The organism is Actinosynnema sp. NPDC091369 (genome assembly GCF_044757065.1).
In the GTDB taxonomy this organism is placed as follows: Bacteria; Actinomycetota; Actinomycetes; order Mycobacteriales; family Pseudonocardiaceae; genus Actinosynnema.
On record NZ_JBIVUG010000007.1, the window covers coordinates 1 to 18,094 of the forward strand.

The 18,094-nt window shown below is 71.0% G+C and carries 12 protein-coding genes; 2 read left to right on the forward strand and 10 right to left on the reverse strand.

The window, feature by feature from the left end; all coding sequences use genetic code 11:
- Nucleotides 1-186: 186 nt before the first annotated feature.
- The 3 genes from ACIQMJ_RS26140 to ACIQMJ_RS26150 all read right to left on the reverse strand — a co-directional run bounded on the left by ACIQMJ_RS26140 (nucleotide 187) and on the right by ACIQMJ_RS26150 (nucleotide 5,550).
- The gene (locus tag ACIQMJ_RS26140) at nucleotides 187-1,974 is read right to left on the reverse strand and encodes a glycoside hydrolase family 6 protein (RefSeq protein WP_499763623.1); all 1,788 of its coding nucleotides are present in this window, start codon (nucleotides 1,972-1,974) and stop codon (nucleotides 187-189) included.
- Nucleotides 1,975-2,272: 298 nt separating this feature from the next.
- Nucleotides 2,273-3,748 (reverse strand): glycoside hydrolase family 43 protein, encoded by a 1,476-nt coding sequence (locus tag ACIQMJ_RS26145; protein ID WP_499763624.1) that lies wholly within the window; start codon nucleotides 3,746-3,748, stop codon nucleotides 2,273-2,275.
- A 158-nt stretch (nucleotides 3,749-3,906) separates the two neighbouring features.
- Entirely contained in the window at nucleotides 3,907-5,550 is a 1,644-nt protein-coding gene (locus tag ACIQMJ_RS26150) for a glycoside hydrolase family 27 protein (protein WP_499763625.1), read from the reverse strand.
- Between the two features lie 390 nt (nucleotides 5,551-5,940).
- Here ACIQMJ_RS26150 and ACIQMJ_RS26155 point away from each other — a divergent pair, with 390 nt between their 5' ends.
- Nucleotides 5,941-7,407, forward strand: a complete 1,467-nt coding sequence (locus ACIQMJ_RS26155) for a glycoside hydrolase family 10 protein (RefSeq protein WP_499763626.1) — start codon at nucleotides 5,941-5,943, stop codon at nucleotides 7,405-7,407.
- A 50-nt stretch (nucleotides 7,408-7,457) separates the two neighbouring features.
- Here ACIQMJ_RS26155 and ACIQMJ_RS26160 read toward each other — a convergent pair whose 3' ends face one another.
- From ACIQMJ_RS26160 to ACIQMJ_RS26190, 7 genes are all read right to left on the reverse strand, one after another.
- The gene (locus ACIQMJ_RS26160; protein ID WP_499763627.1) at nucleotides 7,458-8,576 is read right to left on the reverse strand and encodes a ricin-type beta-trefoil lectin domain protein; all 1,119 of its coding nucleotides are present in this window, start codon (nucleotides 8,574-8,576) and stop codon (nucleotides 7,458-7,460) included.
- A 77-nt stretch (nucleotides 8,577-8,653) separates the two neighbouring features.
- Complete coding sequence (locus ACIQMJ_RS26165) at nucleotides 8,654-10,171, reverse strand: arabinofuranosidase catalytic domain-containing protein (RefSeq protein WP_499763628.1); 1,518 nt, start codon at nucleotides 10,169-10,171, stop codon at nucleotides 8,654-8,656.
- A gap of 162 nt (nucleotides 10,172-10,333) precedes the next feature.
- Nucleotides 10,334-12,718 (reverse strand): RICIN domain-containing protein, encoded by a 2,385-nt coding sequence (locus ACIQMJ_RS26170; protein WP_499763629.1) that lies wholly within the window; start codon nucleotides 12,716-12,718, stop codon nucleotides 10,334-10,336.
- A 115-nt stretch (nucleotides 12,719-12,833) separates the two neighbouring features.
- Nucleotides 12,834-14,051, reverse strand: coding sequence for a mandelate racemase/muconate lactonizing enzyme family protein (locus ACIQMJ_RS26175; RefSeq protein ID WP_499763630.1), 1,218 nt, complete (start codon nucleotides 14,049-14,051; stop codon nucleotides 12,834-12,836).
- Nucleotide 14,052: 1 nt separating this feature from the next.
- Complete coding sequence (locus ACIQMJ_RS26180) at nucleotides 14,053-14,880, reverse strand: carbohydrate ABC transporter permease (protein ID WP_499763631.1); 828 nt, start codon at nucleotides 14,878-14,880, stop codon at nucleotides 14,053-14,055.
- A complete protein-coding gene (locus tag ACIQMJ_RS26185; protein ID WP_499763632.1) occupies nucleotides 14,880-15,800 on the reverse strand; it encodes a carbohydrate ABC transporter permease in 921 nt (306 codons plus the stop codon). Before ACIQMJ_RS26185 ends, ACIQMJ_RS26180 begins: the two co-directional genes overlap by 1 nt.
- A 63-nt stretch (nucleotides 15,801-15,863) precedes the next feature.
- Nucleotides 15,864-17,132, reverse strand: a complete 1,269-nt coding sequence (locus ACIQMJ_RS26190; RefSeq protein WP_499763633.1) for an ABC transporter substrate-binding protein — start codon at nucleotides 17,130-17,132, stop codon at nucleotides 15,864-15,866.
- 153 nt (nucleotides 17,133-17,285) lie between these two features.
- On the opposite strand from ACIQMJ_RS26190, the gene ACIQMJ_RS26195 reads away from it, so the two are divergent.
- On the forward strand, nucleotides 17,286-18,059 hold the full coding sequence (locus ACIQMJ_RS26195) for a FadR/GntR family transcriptional regulator (protein WP_499763634.1): 774 nt from the start codon (nucleotides 17,286-17,288) through the stop codon (nucleotides 18,057-18,059).
- The last annotated feature ends 35 nt before the right edge of the window (nucleotides 18,060-18,094 follow it).

An 18,094-nucleotide genomic window follows, 5' to 3' on the forward strand; every position in this document is an offset into this window, starting at 1 on the left:
AATCACCGGGATTGGCCGCGACCCACCTCGCACTCGACGTGTTCGGGTCGACGTAGAACGCGGAGTCGGCCGCCTGCGCGGTCGTCGCGCCGCCGACCACCAGAGCCGCGGCTCCGGCCAGCAGCGCGCTCGAGAGGAGGCACGCTGCCGCTGTCTGCTTCTTGCGAGTCATGGTGACCACACCTTTCAGAGCGCGGGGTACGCGTTCTGGACGAGGGAGGTGAACCCGGCGGGGAACCAGACACCGGCGTGCGGTGCGCCGGCCATCGCGCCGGTCAGGTTGCCGCCGTTGGCCTGGTCGTCGCCGCGGTAGGCCGGGTCGCACATCGGGTCGTGCTGCTTGCCCTCCTCGTTCGGACCGTCGGTCTTGGTGGCGATGCCGTCGGACTCGCCCGGGGGCTTGATCCACACGTAGGCGTCGAAGCCCGCGCGCGGCGCGGCCGTGGGCCGCTCACCGATGCCGGCTCCCGCCTGGTTGCACCAGTTGCCCCGGTGCAGCTTGCGGTCCACGCGACCGGAGTTCACGTAGGCGTCCACCGTCGACCCGCTCGCGCCGGTGGGCCGGTTCGGGCCGCCCCAGCCGTTGCGGGACGTGTCGATCAGCATGCCGATGCCGCTGGGGAAACCGGCCGCGATGAACCGGTTGCGCATCTCGGTGCCGAAGTCGGCCTCGTCGAAGTACGGGTTCCACTGGTAGAAGGCGGCCGAGCGCAGCGGTTGACCGCCGACGGTGAGGCCCGAGTCGGGCAGGTTGACCTCGTCGGTGGGCGAGGTGTTCGCCATGTTGGACACGAACCCGTCCACGCTGTTGACGCCCTTGGTGGTGCCCTTGATCGTGGTGGCGATCAGCTGCACGGCGGGGCCCATGTTCGTGTCCCAGCCCAGCCAGCCGGAGTGCGCGATGTCCACGTAGTTGTAGACGTTCGGGATCGCGCTGAGCTTGTTCAGGGCGTACTGGATGCCCTGGACGTACGCGCCGCTGGAGCTGGCCTCGGCGCACTTGGGCTTGCTCAGGTTCGTCACGAGGTTCGGCAGGGAGTCCGGCTCGATGATCCCGACGATCCGCAGGGAGCGGTACTTCGGGTCGGCCAGGATCGACGCGATCGGGTCGATGTACTCGGCCTTGTAGCGGGCCAGGCCGTTCTCGCTGACCTTGAGCTCGCCGTTGGACGCCAGCGCGGCGCAGTCGCGGTTGGGCAGGTCGTAGACGACGACCTGGATCACCACCGGCGTGCCGCCCGCGGACTGCCGCAGCGCCTCGTCGAGGTGACCGGTCAGCCCGCGCCCGGAGGTGATGGCGCCGATGCGGTCCATCCACACGGCGGTCGAGTTCTGGGCGACCTTGCGCATGGAGGTGCCGAGAGCGCCGCCGGTCGCGTCGGCCAGGCTGTTGACGTTGGCGACGTAGTCCGGGTTCAGGTAGCCCTTCGCGCCCACGTACGGGTTCGCCACGTGCCCGCCGGGGTTGTCCGGGGTGGTCGAGGTCGTGGTGGTCGTCGTGGTCGTGGTGGTGGTCGACGTCGAAGTGGAGGTCGACGTCGACGTCGAGGTGTCCGTCGGACCGCCGCCGCACGTGGTGCCGTTGAGCTTGAACGACGTAGGCAGGGCGTTCGTGCCCGAGTACGAGGCGTTGAAGCCGATGGTCGCGCTCCCACCGGTGGGCAGGCTCCCCGCCCACGACGGGTTCTTCGCGCTCACGTGCTGCCCGGTCTGGGAGTAGGTCGCGCTCCAGCCGTTGGTGATGGCCTGGTTGCCCGCGAAGTCCCACTCCAGGGTCCACCCGCCGGTGATCGGGTCCCCGAGGTTCTTGAGCGTGACGTTGGCCGTGAAGCCGCTGTCCCACTGGTTGACCCGGTAGTCGACCGAGCAGCCGGGGGCCGCGTCGGCCGAGGTGCTCGCCAAAATCAGCAACCCGGAGCACAGGGTCAGGGCCGCGGCAGCGGCGCCGCCGCGTGCCAGTTTCGTTGCAGTCATACAGGGTCCTCGCAGCGTCGATGCTGTGATGCGGATGAAGGCATTCCGGGAGCGCTCCCAGAAGTGCGGGGAAAGGTGCGCACCGCGGCTCGAATGTAACGACGGCCGACAGCGCCGTCAATTGATCGGAACGCTAAACCTGTTAGCGCTAACTTTAGCGACCACCCGTCCGCAAAGGTTTCGCAGCGCACGCTGACCAGCGTGTCAAGTGGTGTTGTGGATCGAAATAGCGCACAGTTCAGCCATATGAACCCTTTATTAAGTTACTTTTGTTAGCGTGCACACGGCGGCTGCGCGCTCAGGCGAAGCCGCGGTAGTCGAACCAGTCGAACGCGGCGACCCCGCGCGTGACGTACATGCCGACGACCCGACCGGCCAGCCCGCTAGTGACCTCCGGCGACAGGTACCGCCCGTCCAGCTCCGCCAGCGGGCCGGGATCGTCGTCGACGTGGAACGCGATCGTGTCCGGCCCGGAGGGCTCGACGCCCGCGTGCTCGTCGGTCGGGCGCACGAACGAGGGCGGCACGAGGTCCGTCGTGCGGGTGCGGACGGTGAGCGTGATCGGCCCGGGAGCTCTGGTGCGGCTCGCCACGACCTGGCGCACCGGCCCGATCCGCGCGATCACGTCCACCCGACCGGGCACCACCTCGAAGTCGTAGCGGTGCGCCTCGTCGCGCCGGATGCTCAGGCCCGCGCGCGCCGTGCCGGGGTCCAGGCGGACCGACACCCGCGAGTCGAGGTGCCGCAACCTGCTGCCGACGAACGTGCAGCCGGGGCGGTCGAGGGTGTCCCCGGTGGCGCGCAGCGTGAGCCAGCCCGGCCGTTCGGTCAACGACCAGGACCCATCCGGCAGCCCGCGGGGTGAGATCCAGAACGGCGCCAGCGCGACCTCGTCGAAGTCGTCACGAGGCGGGTGCGGCGGCGCGGGCGACTCCCCCGGCGCGGTCGCCGTCACCTCGTCCACGACGGGCCACCCGTCGCGCCAGCGCACCGGCGTCAGGAACACCTCCTGCCCCAGCACGTGGAAGCCCGACGGGTGTTCGCGGGTACCCGGCCGCACCAGCCACCAGGCCCCTCCGGGCGTCGTCACGAGGTCCGCGCGACCGCTGACCCGGATCGACCCCGGGGTGTCGGCGGTGGTGCCCGGCGCGAGCTCGAACGGCCCGCGGGGCGTGCGCGCGCGGGCCACGGCCGGCGCTTGGCCGCGATCGGACATCAGGTACCACCAGTCATCGATGCGGTACAGGTGGGGCGCTCTCGGGTGCGGGGTGCCGTTCTCCCACACCGGCCACGGGCCTTCCAGCACCGTCCCCCGGCACGGGTCCACCCTGGCCGCGCGCCCGTCGGTCGTGGCGCACCAGCAGTCGCCGTTGTCGTCCCAGGCCAGGTCGGGCGCGGCGCGCGGGAGGTCGAGCCACACCGGGTCCGACCACCGACCGGCCGGGCGCTCGGTCGTGACGACGAACGTGCCGCCCGCCGACAGGTCCCGCGCGATCACCCAGAACCGCCCGTCGTGGTGGCGGATCGTGGGTTGGTGGATGCCCCGCGCGGACGACGCGCCGGCGGGCAGCCGCAGCTGCTCCGGCCGGTCCAGGACGTTGCCGACCTGCCGCCAGCGCACCAGGTCGCGGCTGTGGAAGATCGGCACGCCCGGGAAGTACTCGAAGCTGGAGCACACCAGGTAGTAGTCCTCGCCCACCCGGCACACGCTCGGGTCCGGGTGGGATCCGCCGATCACGGGGTTGCCGATCACGGGCTCGCGGGCGGTGCGCACGGTGTTCCTCTCCCGGGCAGCGGAGGGCCCGGACCGGTCGATGCGGGGTGGACCCGGCCCTTCGCGGTGCCGTTCGCGAAGGGCCGGGTCCCGGAGCGGTGCCGACGGGTGCGTGGTGCGACGAGGCCGGAGGGCGGGCGCGCCGCTCGACGCCACCGTCAGGCGCGGCTCCACTTCTGGTTGGCCTGCCCGTTGCAGGTCCACAGGATCAGCCTCGTCCCGTTGGCGGTGCCGGCCTGCTCGGCGTCCAGGCACAGCCCGGACCTGGTGTTGCGGAGGGAGCCGTCGGAGCCGAGGGTCCACTTCTGGTTGTCCTGCCCGTTGCACGACCAGGTGATCACGCGGGTGCCGTTGGTGGTGCCCTGGTTGTAGGCGTCCAGGCACTTGTCGCCGAACACCCGGATCTCGCCACCGGCCCAGCTCGTCCACTGCTGGTTGGCGGCGGTGTGGCAGTCCCAGAGCAGGGTGGCCGCGCCCGCGGCGGTGGAGGCGTTGTCCACGTCGAGGCACCGGCCCGAGCCCGCGCCGCGCAGCCGGGACGTGGTGGCGGGGACCGGGCTGCCGCCGGAGACGCGGAACGCCGCGACGCCGTGCGCGGGCACGCTCGCCGAGATCGAGCCCGAGGTGGTCGACGTGCCCCCGGTCCACAGGTCGGTGAGGCCGAACGAGCTGCCGGACAGACCGATCTGCGCCGCGGTGGTGGACACCGTCGCGGTGCCGCCGCCCCGGTTGAACAGGCCCACGGCCACCGAACCGTCGCTCAACGGCTTGGCGAACACCTCGGTGTTGCCGTCGTCGCGCACCCGCCGACCGCCCGCGCCGAGGCCGTCCTGGTTGACCGCCAGCAGTCGCGGGTTGCGCAGGATCGCGCTGACATCGGCGGACATGGTGCGGATGTCGTTGCCCGCCATCAGGGGCGCGGCCATCAACGACCACAGCGCGAAGTGCGACCGCGACTCGGTCAACGTGAGGCCGGGACGGCCCACCACCAGCATGTCCGGGTCGTTCCAGTGCCCGGGTCCGGACTGGACGGCGAGCGGGGCGGTGACGTCCAGGACGTTGCCGACGCCCATCGGGTAGCTGTTGGTGTTGCCGTTCTGCCAGATGTCCAGCAGGTCCTCGGTCGTCCGCCACAGGTCGGCGACCTCGCCCCAGTTGTACTTGTCCCCCGTGGGCGCGTGGAAGCTGTTCGGGTTGATGCTGTAGACGATCGGCCGGCCGGTCGCCCGCAACGCGTCCCGCATGATGGTGAACCGGGCGACCTGCTCGTCCCGGGTGCCGCTGCCCGAGCACCAGTCGTACTTCAGGTAGTCCACGCCCCACGACGCGAACGACCGGGCGTCCTGGACCTCGTGGCCCTTGCTGCCGGTCGAGCCGGGGTGGGTGCCGACGCCCTGGGCGCACGTCTTCTCGTTCGGCGCCTGGTAGATGCCGAACTTCAGGCCCTTGCCGTGGATGTAGTCGCCGAGCGCCTTCATGCCGCTGGGGAACTTCGTCGGGTGGGCGCGCAGGTTGCCCTGGGCGTCGCGCTGCGGGTCGAACCAGCAGTCGTCCACGACGACGTACTGGTACCCCGCGTCCCGCATCCCCGAGCTCACCATCGCGTCGGCGGCCTGGCGGACCTGCGCCTCGGTGATGCCGCAGCCGAAGCTGTTCCAGCTGTTCCAGCCCATCGGCGGCGTCAGCGCGGGGCTGCCCGGCGCGGCCTGGGCGGCGGGCTCGGCGGGCGCCGCGGTGACCAGGCCGAGCGCGGCGGCGGCCGCGGCGGCGAGGTGCAGGAGTCGGCGTGTGCCAGCGGACATCGTCGTCCCTTCGGTTTCGACCGGAACACCGTCGGCGGTGCGCACTACCGGGGTCACGCCCATGGAACTATGCGCCCGGAGGCAGGTCAAAGCTAAATGTGAGCGCTAACTTTGAGCAGATCGACCGAGCGGAGTCCAGACCAGGTCTTATCGCCGCGCCGCCCGGCCACCACTGCCGGAAAGTTGCTCCGTTCAGACCACTGCCAACACTACTCACCTGCACGAAACAATTTCGCCACCGCTTGACCGGCCATGCAGGGGTCGTTCACAGTCTCAAGAGCGCACCGGGCTCGCGGCCGTGGTGGCCGCCTCTCCGCGCAATCCCTCCACCCAGCGGAAATCCGCACCTTTGTTAGCGATAACAGCATGACACCTCGCGAAAGGCATGTGATGGACCTTTCACTACGAGCGGTCAGAACAACGGCGTTGCTGCTCGTCGCGGGACTGGTCGCCACCATGGTGGCGTTGCACGGCTCGGCCCAGGCGGCGGGCGCGACGCTCGCCGCCGCGGCGGCGGAGAAGGGCCGGTACTTCGGCACGGCCGTCGCCGCGGGCAGGCTGGGCGACTCGACCTACGCCGGGCTCCTGCAACGGGAGTTCGACATGGTCACCGCCGAGAACGAGATGAAGATCGACGCGACCGAGCCGAACCAGAACCAGTTCACCTACGGCAACGCCGACCGCATCGTCAACCTCGCCCGCTCCCAGGGCAAGCGGGTGCGCGGCCACACCCTGGCGTGGCACTCGCAGCAGCCCGGCTGGATGCAGAACATGAGCGGTTCGGCGCTGCGCAACGCGATGCTCAACCACGTCACCCAGGTCGCCACCTACTACCGGGGCAAGATCTACGCCTGGGACGTGGTGAACGAGGCGTTCCAGGACGGCAGTTCGGGTGCGCGTCGTGACTCGAACCTCCAGCGGACGGGCAACGACTGGATCGAGGCGGCGTTCCGCGCCGCACGGGCCGCCGACCCCAACGCCAAGCTCTGCTACAACGACTACAACACCGACGACTGGACCCACGCGAAGACCCAGGCCGTCTACCGGATGGTCCAGGACTTCAAGCAGCGCGGTGTGCCGATCGACTGCGTCGGCCTCCAGTCCCACTTCAACAGCCAGAGCCCGGTGCCGAGCAACTACCAGACCACGCTGTCGAGCTTCGCGGCTCTCGGCGTGGACGTGCAGATCACCGAGCTCGACATCGAAGGCTCCGGCTCCACCCAGGCGGCCAACTACGAGCGCGTCGTCAAAGCCTGCCTGGCCGTCACCCGTTGTGCCGGCATCACCGTCTGGGGCATCCGCGACACCGACTCCTGGCGCTCCTACGGCACCCCGCTGCTCTTCGACGGTTCGGGCAACAAGAAAGCCGCCTACACCGCCGTCCTGAACGCGCTCAACGGCGGCACCACGCCCCAGCCCGGGGTCATCGACCCGAGCGCGTGGTACGTGCTGGTGAACCGCAACAGCGGCAAGGCGTTGGACGTGTACGGCCTGGCCACGAACGACGGCGGTCGCATCACCCAGTGGAGCCGCAACGACGGCGCCAACCAGCAGTGGCAGTTCCTGGACTCCGGCAGCGGCTACTACCGCGTCAAGTCACGCCACTCCGGCAAGGTGCTCGACGTGCCGAACTCGTCGACCGCCGACGGCGTCGCGCTCCAGCAGTGGACCGACCACAGCGGCACGAACCAGCAGTTCCGCGCGGTCGAGTCGGGTGGCTACTTCCGGCTGCTCAACCGCAACAGCGGCAAGGCCGTCGAGGTCCAGGGCTCCTCCGCGGCCGACGGCGCCAACGTCGTCCAGTACAGCGACTGGAGCGGCACCAACCAGCAGTGGCAGCTCGTCCGCGTCGGCTGAGCCGGCGCCGGTGGAGGCGGGGGACCTGTCGTCCCCCGCCTCTGCCCGTCTCAGGCGCGCATCGTCCACTGCTGGTTCGGCTGGCCGGAGCAGGACCACAGGACCAGCTTGGTGCCGTTCCCGGTGCCGAGGTTGTAGGCGTCCAGGCACAGGCCCGACAGCACGTTGGTGATGGTGCCGTTGGCGTTGACGTTCCACTGCTGGTTGGTGTCACCGTGGCAGTCCCAGATGACCACCTGGGTGCCGTTGGCCGTGCCCCGGCCGTAGGCGTCCAGGCACTTGGTGCCGTAGACGACCAGCTGGCGCGACGAGTTGTGCGTCCACGACTGGTTGGGCTGGCCGTGGCAGTCCCAGAGCTGGAGCTGCGTGCCGTTGGTGGTCGTGGAACCCGGCACGTCCAGGCAGCGCCCCGACGCCACGCCCACGACCTGCCTGCCCTGCGACGCGACCGGGTCGCCGATGCTGCCGGGCACGGCGCGCAGCGCGGCGTACCAGGTCGCGGCCATCTTGTCGTAGCCGGTGGCGGTGGGGTGGACGCCGTCGATGAGGTCGGCCGTGGTCAGCGCGGCGTGCATGTCCACCAGGCGCACCCGCTTGCCGGCGTTGACCTTGCCCTGCACCATGCCGGGGATCGTGGCGTTGAACGTCCGGGCGGCGGCCTCCTGCCCGGAGTTGGCCAGCGGGATGATCGTCGCGACGAACACGTCGGCGTTCGGCGCGGTCGCGGTGATCTTGTCGACCAGCGCCGACAGGCGGGCGGGCGCGTTGGCCACGTTGTAGTTCTGGAGGATGTCGTTGGTGCCGATGTGCAGCAGCACCGTGCGCGGGTTCGTGTTGCGCAGCCAGGTCACCACGTTGGCGTCGATCTGGTCGATGCGCCAGCCCGGGTGACCCTGGTGGTCGTGGTCGCCGAGCGAGGCGGGGCCGTTGAACTGCGAGCCGACGAAGTCCACCCGGTAGTTGCCCGCCCCGAACCGCTGCCACAGCCCGATCCGGTAGCCGCCGGGCACCTGCGTCCCCTCGGTGATGGAGTCGCCCAGCGGCATGACCCGCACCCCGCCGTTCGACTCCGCGGCCGCGGGACCTGCGGGCAGCAGCGCTGCGGTGACCAGCGCGGCGGTGATCAGGGCCGCGCCGCGGGCGGCGAATCTGTTGACGCGTTGTCGCACTTGCACTCCTCGTGGTGAGCGGCGGTCCGGCACCCGTGTGCCGGACCGCCGTCGAGTCGGGAATCCGTGGTGGGGGGTCAGCCGACGGCCCACCGCTGGTTGGCGCCACCGTGGCAGGTCCACAGCTGCACCTGCGCCCCGTTGGCCGTGGACGCGCCGGACACGTCCAGGCACAGGCCGGACTGCGCGCCGGTGATCGTGCCGTCGGCGTTGACGTTCCACCGCTGGTTGGCCTGGCCGTTGCACGACCAGAGGACCGCACGCGTGCCGGCGGTCGTCCCCTGACCATAGGCGTCGAGGCACACCTGGGCGGAACCCGAGTACGCGGTCAACTGGCCCGAGGACGTCCGGGTCCAGGTCTGGCCCGCGCCGCCCTGGCAGTCCCAGATCCGGGCCTGCGTGCCCGCCGTCCCGCTCGGCACGTCGAGGCACTTGCCCGCGCCGACCGCGCGCACCGCGCCACCCGGGGTGGTGGCGCCGCCGGTGGTGTACCCGGCCGCGACGATGTTGGCCTGCACCGCGTTCTCGGTCGCGTCGGACGGGTAGCCCGCGACCATCGCCCCCTCGTAGAACGTCCCCGCGCTGAGGTTCGCGCCGCCGTCGGGCTTGCAGCAGTCGCCGCCGCTGCCCAGGATGATGGCTCCTTGCTTCTTCATCGGGCTGTACCCGTTGGGCAGCGCGCCGTCCCACAGCGTGGTGAGGCCGCCCGCCTGCGCGTCGCTGCCCTTGAGCGCGAACCGCGTGGTGCCGTTGTTCTTCAGCATCGCGGTGACGAACTTGCTCGTGAACGCGCGCTGGTTCGGGTTCCACGACTGGCTGCCGCCGGGGAACAGGCCCCACTCGAGGTCCGCCTGCACCCACGGGCCGGTGCCGGAGCACCCGCCGAACCAGCACTGGGTGCTGAAGTTGATCGCGTCCATCGCGCCGGCCGCGTCGGCCTTGCGGGTGGTCTCGCTGTTGCCGTAGTCGAAGCAGCAGCCGTTGTTGACGTGCGTGCCGCTGGTCACCATGTACATGCCTTCCGGCGCGGCGCCGGTCGGCACGCCCGTCAGGTGGCCGTCGCGCCAGTAGCTGTTGCCGGGGTTGATGTAGAGCGAGTACGCCTTGCTTCCGCCGACGGCCAGCGATTCGGACGTCGCGACCGCGGGCCTGCTCTGGGGCGAGCCGGGGACCACGGCCGATCCCTGGTACCACAGGTCGTTGCCCCGACCGGACTGGTCGTAGACCGCGGTGATGACGCAGGTGGTGCCGGCGCAGAACCGGTCCTGGGCCGCCGCGTCGGCGGTGCCGCCGGCGGCGGTCAGGCCGATGTCCCTGGTCGCGCTGTCCGACGAGCGCCTGACCTGGTAGAGGTTGCCGGCGTACGAGCCGTACAGGGCCCGCGTCGTGCTGTGCGCCGCCACGCAGGGCGTGCCGCCGGACGCGTAGATGTCGCACGGTCCCGTGCCGGCCGCCAGCGCGGTCACCGGCGCCGACCACGTCAGCAACGCCGCAGGCAGCAGGGCGAGCGCGGCGGCGGCTCGCGCGCGCACCACCCCCGGCGAACGCCACCACCGCTGCACGGACCCCGCTGCGGGAACGGGTGAAGGCTGCATTGTCACTCCTACGACGATGTGGGAGGGCAGGCGAACGGCGGCGCCGCGCCCGCAGGGGCGCTGCGGGCGCGGCGAAGGGGCGGTGCGCGGCGTCGAACCGCTTCGAATCGTGCCGACGGTAGGTGCTAAAGGCGCGCTAAAGCAACGGCCCGCGCGCTCGGGTCAGGTGCGCACGCTCCACTGCTGGTTCGTGCCGCCGTGGCACGCCCAGAGGTGGAGCAGGGTGCCGTTCGCGGTCCCGTTGCCGCTGGCGTCCAGGCACAGCCCGGACTGCACCCCGGTGATGGTGCCGTTGGCGTTGACGTTCCACTGCTGGTTCGCGCCGCCGTGGCAGTCCCAGATGATCGCCGCGGTCCCGTTGGCGGTCCCCGCGCCGCTGGCGTCGAGGCACTTGTTCCCGTTCACCACCAGTTGTTTGCCCGACGTGTGGGTCCACCGCTGGTTCGGAGCGCCGTTGCAGTCCCACAGCCGGGCCTGGGCGCCGTTCCCGGCGCCGGAGGCGACCTCGGCACAGCGCCCCGACTGGGTGCCCACGAGCATGGCGTTCTGCGGACCGGTGCCGGTGCCGCCCGCGGGCCCGGCGTTCGCCATCACGGCCTGCGCGCCGGAGGGCCAGTTGCCGTTGGTGACGACGGTGTTGCCGGACACCACGTTGCCCCGGTCGCCGTTGGTCACGTTGGTGCTGCCGTTGGTCGACCAGTTGCCGGTGAGCGTCCAGTTGCCCATGTTCTCGCCGCCCCAGTAGTTGGCGGTGGCCCACGTGCCGGTGTTGTTGAAGACGTTGCCCGTGACGGAGTAGTACTTCGAGCCTTCGTCGAAGTACACCCCGAAGTAGCCGTTGGTCCGCTGGCAGTGGTTCCCGCTGATCGAAGCGCCGGGGTTCCACGCCAGGGTGTAGATGCACCCGCCGTCGTTCATCTGCTGCATGACGTCGTGGACGTAGTTGTTGACGAGCCGGTTGTTGGACGCGGTGGTGGGCGTCGTGTAGCGCGGCTGGTAGTTGTAGAGGCCGCGGTTGGCGTAGTTGGTGTTGCCGCCGGCGTCGTTGGCACCCCAGCCGTAGCCGATCGACATGCCGGAGTACGGCATGTTGTAGACCTCGTTGTGGGCCACCGTGGCGGTGCTGACGTAGGTGTTCAGCACCGAGACGTTGCCCCGGTACTCCACGCCCAGGTCGTGGATGCGGTTGTGGCTGACCGTGATGTTCCGGTTGACCATCCGCTGGTCGGCCGGGTGGTGGGCGTCGGCGCGCACGCCGCCGACCACGACGCCACCGGCCGAGCCGCGGGCGATCTCGGACCGGGTGACCGTGACGTTGCTCGCGCCCAGGCCGACACCGCTGGCGTGGGCGTTGGCGTCGTTGCCGATGCCGATGGCCGTCTGGCCCAGGTTGACGAACCGGGAGTCGGTGAACGTGATGTTGTCGGCGGCGGACACCTGCACGGCCGCGGGCATCTGGTTCCAGTGCGGCCGGGCCGCCTCGAACTGGGTGCAGCCGTTCTGGCACGAGGTGAGCCGGTCGGCGGGCCAGTTCCAGGTGCCGGCGAGGTAGCTGCCGGTCTGCTGGTCGGCGTAACCCTGGTTGCTGCTGGGCCCGAGCCAACTGGTGCCGGTGAACGTGATGCCGCTGAACGAGATGTGGTGCGCCGGCGCGTCGTAGGTGCCACCGACGTCCACGAGCGACTGCAACGTCGGCAGCTCGACGCTCGCGGTGCTCATGCTCTGCCCGGCCAGCGGGATGTAGGACAGCGCGCCCGTGCCCGGGTTCAGGTGCCACTCCCCCGGCGAGTCCAGGAACTCGTAGGCGTTGGCCAGGTACAACGGGCCCGCCCGGTGCGGTTGGCTGAGCGTGTCGTACCCGAAGGTGTTGTTGTTCCACGCGGGCTGCTGCATGGTGAGGAAGTTCCCGCTGATGCTCTGCACAGGCGAGTACCGGTCGGTGAACGAGTTGACGCTCTCCACCTCGACCCGGTTCTGGTTCGCCAGGGTGTTCAGGTAGGTCAGCGCCGTGCTGGAGAACCTCATCCCCGTGCTGGTGAAGGTGAAGTCGGCGCGGTTGACCTGGGTGCGCGCCCGGGTCGCGATCGCGCCGTCCACGTACAACTGGCGCGAGTCGATACCGGCGGGGACGGTCGCGCGCCAGATGTTGCGACCGGCGTCCACGACCGACCAGCCGGTGACGGCGCGGGCGCCGCTGATCACGGGACGCGCGGACGGCGCGGCCTGCCACAGCACGCGGTAGCCGTTGGCGCCGGAGTCCGCCGCGGTCAGCCGCAACGGCTGGGTGAGCCGGTACACCCCGTCGGCCAGTTGCACGACGATGTCACCGGACATCGTGCTGTTCTGCGACCGCACCGCGGCCTGCGCGGCGGTCAGCGAACAGGGTTGTGCGGCCGAGCAGCTCGTGCCGGTGCCCGACGGTGACGCGTAGAGGGTCGTGGTGGCGGCGGACGCGGGTGGCGCGAGGGTCACCAGCGCGGCGAGCACCGCGGCGGCGGCGCCGGCCGACAGCGGCCTTCGCAGCGCGGAGGAAGAGGACGCGGACAAGGGGACCTCCTGGCTTGGGCGTGGCGCGACGCACGCCGAAGGGGCGCGTGGCGCGGGTGTGGCCGCCGCACGCGCGGGCGTGACGGCGGAAGACGGGACCGACTAGGAGCCGCGGTCAGCTGGACAACGTTGTCGGACCGGTGGTCAGCACGGCAGCGGGGTGCAGTTGCTCCGGTGGCGTGCCGACGCCCTGCACCACCGCCAGCAGGCGCTGCCCGGCGCGTTCCGGCCGCACGTGCGGGCCCTCGGTCACCGGCAGGGCGACCAGCTCGGACGCGGTGATCGCGGCCTCGTCCACGCGGACGCCCAGCCCCGGGCTGTCGCCCAGGACGAACGCCCCGTCCTCGACGTGGAGGTCGACGGCGACCCCCGACGGCGGCCGCAGCTCCTGCAACTCGCTGACCAGGTGGTTCGGCACGGACGTCGCGGCGTGCAGCAACCCGACCGGCGTGTTGCCGATGGGGCTGACGGGCAGGTCGTGGGCGTGGGCGAACGCCGCGACCCGCAGGAAGTGCGTGACGCCCCAGCCCGCCGCCGCCTGCACCACGTCGACGGCTCCCGTCGAGATCAACGGGCGGTACTGCTCCAGGCCGGTGAGGTTCTCGCCGCTGGCGACCGAGGCGCGCACGCCTCGGCCGACGACCGCGTGCCCTTCCGCGTCCCACCGCCGGACCGGCTCCTCGATCCAGATCAGATCGAGCGTCCGCTCCAGCTCGCTGACGTGGCGCACCGCCTGCTTGCGGGTCAACGCCTCGTTGACGTCGAGCATCAGGCCCGGTCGCGTGCCCCGACCGGCGTCGGTCAGCACGTCGCGCACCAGGATGAGGCGGTCGCGGTCCCGTTCGACGTCGAGACCCCCCTTGAGCTTCGCCACCCGCAGCCCGAGTTCGGCGTAGGTGCCGTACAGCGCCACGAGCTCGTCGTCGCCCAGGCCGATGTCCACACCGGACGCGTAGGCGGGCACGCGGCGGTCCCGCCCGCCGAGCAGCCGCCACAGGGGTTCGCCGGCGGCCTGCGCCTTGATGTCCCACAGCGCGGTGTCCAGGGCGCCGATGGTGCCGAACACCGCGCCCGCGTGGCCCGCCTTGAACACCTGGCGCAGCATCCGGTCGTACAGCGCGGTGACGCCGCGCGGGTCCTCGCCCTCGACGGCGGCGAAGACGGAGTCGATCTCCACGTGCGGTCCGAAGCCGACGCCGGTGATGCCCGCGTCGGTGTCGACGAGAACGATCGGCACCCGGACGACGCCGTCGGCGAACACGCCGTTGGCGTCGCCGACCGGTCGACCCCAGTCCTGGACGGTGGTGAGGGTCCGGTAACCGGTGATGCGCATGTCAGCCCTTCGTGGCCCCTGCGGTGACGCCGTCGGCGATCCGGCGCTGCAGGAACAGGTAGACGACGAGGACGGGTACCGCGGCGATCAGCACGCCGGAGGCGAACACGGGGATGTCGTCGGAGTACTGGCCCCGCAACGACGTGACGCCGACCATCAGCGTGCGATGGTCCGCCGACGGCATCACGAGCAGGGAGATGAGCACGTCGTTCCAGCAGAACAGCGCGTTGAGCACGCCGACCGACAGCAGGGCCGGCGCGCCCATCGGGAGCATGACCCGCCAGTAGACGCCGTACGCGGTGTTGCCGTCGATCCGCGCCGCGTCCACGATCTCGGGCGGCACGGCCGAGTAGTAGCTGGTCATCAGGAAGACGGTGAACGGCAGGAACTGCGCCACGTACGCCAGGACGAGTCCCGGGTAGGTGTCGAGGAGACCGGTGTCGGCCATGATCCGCGCGAACGGGACCATGATCACCTGGAACGGGATGAACAGCGCCGCCAGGACACCCAGGTGCAGCGCGGACGAGCCGCGGAAGCGCAGCCGGGCGAGCGCGAACCCGGCCATCGAGCCGAACAGCGACAGCACCGCCACCGCGGACGCCACGACGACCACCGAGTTGAGGAAGTAGCGCGACATCCCGACGCTCGACCACGCCGCGGCGATGTTCTCCCAGTGCGGCGCGCCGGCCGGGGAGAACCGGTCCAGGACGTACTCGCGGCGGGTCTTCAGGGCGACGTTCGTGGTGAACACCAGCGGGTAGACCGTGGCCAGCGCGAGCCCGGCCATCGGCACCGCGGCGACCCAGCCCGTCAGCCTCCGGCCGGCCATCACACCTCCCTGCCCGCGCGGCGCAGGACGGCGATCTGGGCCAGCCCCACGACGAGCATGATCAGGAACAGCGCGGTGGACGCCGCGGACGCGAGGGCGGGCTGGTTGAACTGCCCCTGCTGGACCCAGACGTAGTACTCGGGCAGGTAGGTGGAGCCCTCGGGACCGCCGCCGGTCATCACGTACAGCAGGCCGAACATCGAGGTCAGCAGGCCGATCATGGTGGTGACGAAGACGAACTGGATGGTGCGGGTCAACGCCGGGACGATCACGTGCCGGATGGTCTGCGGCAGCGACGCGCCGTCCACCTCGGCCGCGTCCAGCAGCGAGGGGTCCAGGGTGGAGAACCCGGCCAGGAACACGACCAGCGCCATGCCGAACGTCGCCCAGACGTGCACCCCGACCACGGCGAAGATCGCCACGTCCGGGTCGCCGAGCCAGTCGACCGGTCCGAGACCCACCCGGCCGAGGAGCGCGTTGAGCGGGCCGTCGTGGGCGAGCAGCAGGGTGAAGATCGCCCCGACGATCACCGGGGACAGCACGGCCGGGAAGAAGTACACGCCCCGGTAGACCCGGTGGCCCGGCACCCGCAGGTGGATGAACGTGGCCAGCAGGCCGGGGATCGCCACCGCCACCGGGAGCAGCAGCACCAGCAGGCCGACGTTGCGCAACGCCGTGCGGAACAGCGGGTCGGCGAACAGGGTGGCGTAGTTGTCCAGGCCGACCGGCGTGCCGTTGCGGTCGCCGTCACCGGTGAACGAGAAGTTCACCCCGAGCACCAGCGGCCACACGCGCAGCACCACGATGATCAGCGCGGCCGGCGCCAGCAGGACGAACGGGGCCAGGCGCTCGGACGTCGACCCGCGCCGGGGTCGACGCCCCGCCCGCCCCGCCGGTCGCCGGACCGGTGCTCGGACCACCTCCCCGACCGGCCCGGCGACCACCGGGCGGGTCGAGGGAGGAGAACCCCCGGGCGGCACGGGTCAGCTCGCCTTGTCGGAGGCCGCCAGCTGCGCCACGGCGTCGTCCACGGTGGCCGAGCCGCTGAGCAGCTGCTGCGAGAGGCGGCCCATCAGGTCGATCGTCTTGCTGGACAGGGCGACGTGCAGGGCGGGCTTGCCACCCTTGATCGCGGCGGTGATCGTGGCGACGGCCGGACCGCCCGCGGAGACGTCGACGGTGGTGTCGGAGGTGATCGCGCCCGCGTCGGCGTGGAAGGCTTCCAACGCCTCGGACGACGTCAGCGACCGCACCAGGTCGGCGGCCCGCTCCGGGTCCGGGGTCCACTTGGCGACCGCGTAGCCGATGCCGCCGTCGTAGGGCAGGCTCGGCGTCGCCGCGGGGTTGACCAGGGGCGCCGCCATGACGCCCACGTCGGCCGGGTCGAGGAACTCGCCGAAGTCCTTCCAGTGCCCGACGTCGGACATCAGGCCGATGATGTGCGCGGCCTTGCCCGACTGGAAGACCGCGAACGCGTCGTTGAACATCGCGGTGGAGTTGACCCCGTCGTTGTTCAGGCCGGCGTCGTCGGCCTGCTTCCACAGCTCGAAGACCCGCTTCACGTTCGGCGAGGTCCAGTCGCGCTTCCCGGCGATCCAGTCGTCGTACTCCTGCGGCGTGAGCACCGCGGAACCCATGGCGGACAGGAAGAACTGGATGCCGATGCCTTCCTTGTTGCCCACGCCGAAGCACTTCGCGCCGGTCTTGGCGGTGATGACGCCGCAGTCGGCGACGAAGTCGTCCCAGGTGTCGGCGGGCGCCTCGGGGTCCAGTCCCGCCTGCTCGTACAGCGCCTTGTTGTAGTAGAGCGGGTGGCCTTGCAGCGTCACGGGTGCGGCGTAGGTCTTCCCGTCCCGGGTGAACGCCTCCCAGCCGGCCAGCCGCTGCCGGTCCGGTGCCACGTGCTCGTCCAGCGGCAGCAGCGCGTCGACCCGGTCCCGGAGTTGGCCGCCGCCGTTGAAGAGCACGACGTCGGGCCCCTTGCCGGCCTGGATGGCCGCGCCGAGCAGGGTGTAGTACTGGTCGAACGGCTGCGCCACGAACTCGACGTCCACGTCCGGGTGACTCTTCGCGAAGTCGGCCTTGGCTCTTTCGAGGTACGCGGCCGTGCTCGCGTCGCCGGACTTCCAGTCCCAGACCACCAGCCCGTCGCCCGAGCCGCCGGCGGCTCCCGGCGACGTGGCGCTCCCGCAGCCCGAGGCCAGGACCAACCCCAACACCACGGCTGCCGACCACAGTGCGCGCTGCTTCATCGCTGCTCACTTCCCAGACGGCGGCCGGGCGGTTTCCGCGCTCGGCGCGATTGGCTCGAAAACGTAACTCGTATGACGTCTGACGTCAACGGTGCTCCGTATACTCGCCCCAGCCCTGAAGGCACCGGGGCGCACGGCGCAACCGGAGGAACGATGACCGCAGCGGGCCGGCGACGGACCGACGGACCACCCGCGGCCCCCGAGTGGGCACGCCGACCGGCCAACCTGGCCAAGGCGGTCACCGCGGAGCTCGTCGGGCGCATCGTCCGCGGCGTCCACCCGCCCGGGACGGCGTTGCCGCCGGAGCCCGCGCTCGGCGAGGTCTTCTCGGTGAGCCGCACCGTGATCCGCGAAGCCGTGAAGGTCCTCCAGGAGAAGGGCCTGGTCCAAGTGCGCCAGGGTGCGGGCACCCTGGTCACCCACCCGACGACGTGGAACATGCTCGACGAGCTGGTCCTCGCGGCCACCATCGCCGAGGACGAGACGCTGGCCGTGCTCGACGATCTCGTGGTCACCCGGCGACTCCTCGAATCGGACATGGCCCAGGTGGCCGCCCGCACGGCCGACCAGGACACGATCGACCGGCTACGCGACCTCGTGGAGCGGATGGACCAGCTCGTCGCCGACCCCGACGCCTACCACGAGCAGGACCGCGCCTTCCACGACGCGGTCATGCGGGCGTCGGGCAACCGGATCGCGCGTGGTGTCGTGCGCTCGTTGGAGAGCCAGGTCATCACCACCGCCCGCTACATGGGCCGGACCGAGCGCGCCCTGTGCGTGGCGTCGAACCGGGGCCACCGCCGGATCTACGAGCGGATCGCGGCGCACGACCCGGCCGGTGCGGCCGAAGCCATGTTCGACCACATCACCGAGGCGTGGTTGGCGCGCCGCACCGACGACGGGGATCCGAGCCGGTTGGAGCGCTAGGTGGTCAGGCGAGGACATCACCCCCTCCGCACAGC